This is a genomic window from Bacillus sp. JJ1773, assembly GCF_036962035.1.
GTDB lineage: Bacteria > Bacillota > Bacilli > Bacillales > Cytobacillaceae > Cytobacillus.
In genome coordinates, this window is sequence record NZ_JBALNX010000149.1 from 1 (window position 1) to 3,399 (window position 3,399).

Below are 3,399 nucleotides of genomic sequence, written 5' to 3' on the forward strand. Positions count from 1 at the left end.
AGCTGGTTTAATGGAATAACTAAATTTGATCTCATTAATAAACCCAATTATTTCTTCCTTCACCAAAGCACCGGCACTTCAATAAGGGAAAGGCGACAGCTTTTAATTAGCTATCGCCCTTTTTATCACCATTTAGATTTTTGACTTTAAATTTTAATATCTATTCTTATAGAATTTAAAATTACTACTTTCCTTTATAAATTATTACTAATGATGCATTACTTAAAAATCTGCTATCGTGGGTTCTACAATATCCTTTCTTCGATAAACATTTAAAATGAGTCCTAAAACAGCAGCGTAAAAGAGGATCGCACTTCCTCCATAACTAATAAACGGCAGGGAAACTTCTATGATTGGCACGATTCCAAAGCCCATCAAGATGTTCCAAGTAGTAGGAACGGCAAATAATGCAGCACCACCAATTACGATCAACCTCCCATAAAGGTCCTTTGTTTTAAACGCATTTTTTGAGATTCTTGAAATAAATATCAGTAGGATCAAACAAAGAACGATTCCGAATGCCCAACCAAGGGAATAGACGAGGAAGGGGAAAGCAAAATCTGTATGTGATTCTGGTAACAATTGAAAATTCAAATCATTATAAAGTCCGTTACCGAACCATCCCGCTTCTGCAAGGACACTCCTAATCGCCATATACATATACCCTGTTCCATTTGGGTCGGCATCTGGGTTTATAAAAGCAGATAATCTAGTAAACAAATAACTTTGGCGTGAGGTCATGATGATCATAATTACGAAGATGGCACCAGCCATTAGATTAGTTACGACTAGTTTGATAGCTAATTTCTTATGAACTCGGGCAAAAGTAAACATTCCTAGTAAACAGAAGAAGTAAATGATACCAACCATAAAGTCTGGCACCATCATGTAGAGCAAGATGGGAATCCAAAATAAAACAAGAAGAAAACCTTGTTTTTTCCAACTACGAAACTCATTCATTTTGTTAAAAATTCCCGCCCAAGCAAGAAAAAAGAAAAATAAGCTCATTATAGTGCCATCGACCGTGAGGCCTGAAAGTGAAACCCACTTTTTTGCTCCGTTGACCATATATCCAAATAAATGGAGATATAAATGGATCAACAAGCCGATAGCATAAAAGTACATCCACCAGTTCATTATTTTTTGGTAATCAAAGAAAAGGAACACAATAATTACAGGAACAGCTAGGCAGTACCAGATAGCCTGTCGCTCCATAAAATAGGTGCTTGATAAGGAAACTTCGGGAATTCCACCAACTAACGGAAGAAAACTAATACTAGCAAAAATAACAAATAAAACAATAAGAACCCAATCCATTTTTGGCTTATGAAGGGGATTTAATTTCTCTCCGATGGTAAAAGGATTTCCCATTTCTTGAATGGCCTTTTCATCTGAATCCTCCTCAGAAAATCCTCTTTTTTTGTAAGATTGACTTAACTCTTGCAGATGATGAGTAAGCTCTTTTTTTATCATGGTGTGTGCTTCCTTAGATTTCACTTTGGAAGTAACTTTACTTAAAAATTCTTCAAATTTGGGAGAACTCATAAGGATGCCTCCTTTATTAAGTGTTTAAGGGATATCTCTTGTTTTGAGATATCTTCTTTATAAGTAGCTAAGTATTTTTTTCCTTTGGAATTTAAGGAGTAATATTTCTTTTTATTAATCCAATTAGAAGTAAGAATTTCTTTATTTTCTAATAGATGTAGAAGTGTATAAAGCTGCCCTTCATTTTTTTGGAAAGTACGTTCGTTTTTTTGAAAAAGTTGGATGGAAATATTGTAGCCATCCTTTGATTCATGCTGAACAGATTCTAATATAGCTATAATGGTTTCGCTATTCCAATTATCAAATTGTGATTGTTGATTCGTACGAATGGCTTCTTTCACGGCACTTTTTCTTTCATTTGAAAAAGAAAGATCCTTAAAAATTGATTTTTTCATCGAACTCTTCAGGTTCATAAATGGATCATTCATCTCCTAAACCTCCTCTATCATCTTGTCTTTTAGTAATTCTTTCGCACGCTTTAATCTCGTTTTTAATGTATTTATATTTACTGTAGTAATCTTGCTTATTTCTCTTAAAGACAGTTCTTCATAATAATGCAGAAATACGACTTCTCTGTACTTTAGAGGTAAATTCATGACAGCATTAGTTAAGATATCTTCTTCACTATTTTTGATAATTTCCTCTTCAATCTGTTTTGATTTTGAAGGGATATAATCCAAAATTTTATCGCTAAGCGTTATTTTTCGATAATGCCAGCTTCTTAAATAATCCTTACAATGATTACTAGCAATACGATATACCCAAGTCTTTATTGTTGCCTGCTGATTAAACTGATTTAACTTTTCATAGCACTTTATAAATATCTCTTGCGTTAAATCTTCTGCTGTAGCTCGGTTTTTAACATATGTATATACGAGATGCAGGATATCATCGCTATATTCATGCATTAATTGATCAATTATCTGCTCTCTCTCGTCCAGCATACTTTCGTCTGTCACCGCCAATTGTTTTAGTCCATTCATAGTGTCACCCTCTCACATAGTTTAGACGAAGCTAACCTTCATCCGGTTTGAAGAAATAAAAGATTTTTTATGAGCATCTGTAATCTAGAGTATTAAATAAAAAGGAACAACCTCTTATCAGATTGTTCCAGCATGTTGAAGGTAGGTTAAATGGCTTATAAAACTACTTATTCGACTATTGATTCCTTATTTCTCAGAAGAAACTGAAATGACAACAACTCCTAAATTCAGCATTGCTTATCGTTGTAAACCTGCATTTTCCGTTGTCAAATAGTTTAAGTGTAAACCCTCACAATATCTACTTTGCATAAAAATTGTTATTCAACAATCTGGTCCGATTACTGAAAAAGGCACAATTCCTCTTCAAGAATTGCGCCCGATTGTGGAATATTGTTATTGAAGTAAAGCACCCTTTAGTTTAAGTACATTTGTTAACAAACTTATTACAGGAATGCTGCCCCTTTAGTTCCACAAAAAAGGTATATATCCTAATTAGACCTATGCCTCGGTTGGTGAAAAAAGGTTAACACCTGCATACCATCAAATGATTTCCATAAGGGTCTTTGAAATTAAACCAATGATTATGCTCAATTTCTGTTGTTAATTCAACATTCTTACCCTTCAAAAACTTATAGGCTGCTTCGATATTGTGGGCATTAAAATGAAAAGCTGGGGTTTTGAAAATATTTTCTTCTGAATAGATCTTGCTATCCAATACAATTCCAGTTCCATTCCTTGTTGGTACAATAAATAAATGCCCAAATAAAATCTCACCTTCTGCATCTAACCCCAAAATATCACAATACCAATTCCGTGCTTCTTCGACATTACTTACAGGAATAAAGACTGTTCCGATTTGATTTAAAACAGG

At 33.9% G+C, this 3,399-nt stretch carries 4 protein-coding genes; all 4 read right to left on the minus strand.

Going from position 1 to position 3,399, the window contains the following annotated elements:
* Positions 1-222 precede the first annotated feature (222 nt).
* On the minus strand, positions 223-1,545 hold the full coding sequence (locus tag V7127_RS25595) for an FtsW/RodA/SpoVE family cell cycle protein (RefSeq protein ID WP_335491038.1): 1,323 nt from the start codon (positions 1,543-1,545) through the stop codon (positions 223-225).
* A complete protein-coding gene (locus V7127_RS25600) occupies positions 1,542-1,973 on the minus strand; it encodes a PadR family transcriptional regulator (protein ID WP_335491041.1) in 432 nt (143 codons plus the stop codon). The genes V7127_RS25595 and V7127_RS25600 overlap by 4 nt, the downstream gene beginning before the upstream one ends.
* A 3-nt stretch (positions 1,974-1,976) precedes the next feature.
* Positions 1,977-2,528 (minus strand): sigma-70 family RNA polymerase sigma factor, encoded by a 552-nt coding sequence (locus tag V7127_RS25605; RefSeq protein WP_335491044.1) that lies wholly within the window; start codon positions 2,526-2,528, stop codon positions 1,977-1,979.
* A gap of 523 nt (positions 2,529-3,051) precedes the next feature.
* The coding region (locus tag V7127_RS25610; RefSeq protein WP_335491047.1) for a VOC family protein at positions 3,052-3,399 on the minus strand (348 nt) is incomplete at its 5' end.

Bases quoted from the DNA above. Each gene is read 5' to 3' on its own strand.
- V7127_RS25595 (WP_335491038.1), bottom strand. From the start codon at position 1,545: ATGAGTTCTCCCAAATTTGAAGAATTTTTAAGTAAAGTTACTTCCAAA.
- V7127_RS25600 (WP_335491041.1), bottom strand. From the start codon at position 1,973: ATGAATGATCCATTTATGAACCTGAAGAGTTCGATGAAAAAATCAATT.
- V7127_RS25605 (WP_335491044.1), bottom strand. From the start codon at position 2,528: ATGAATGGACTAAAACAATTGGCGGTGACAGACGAAAGTATGCTGGAC.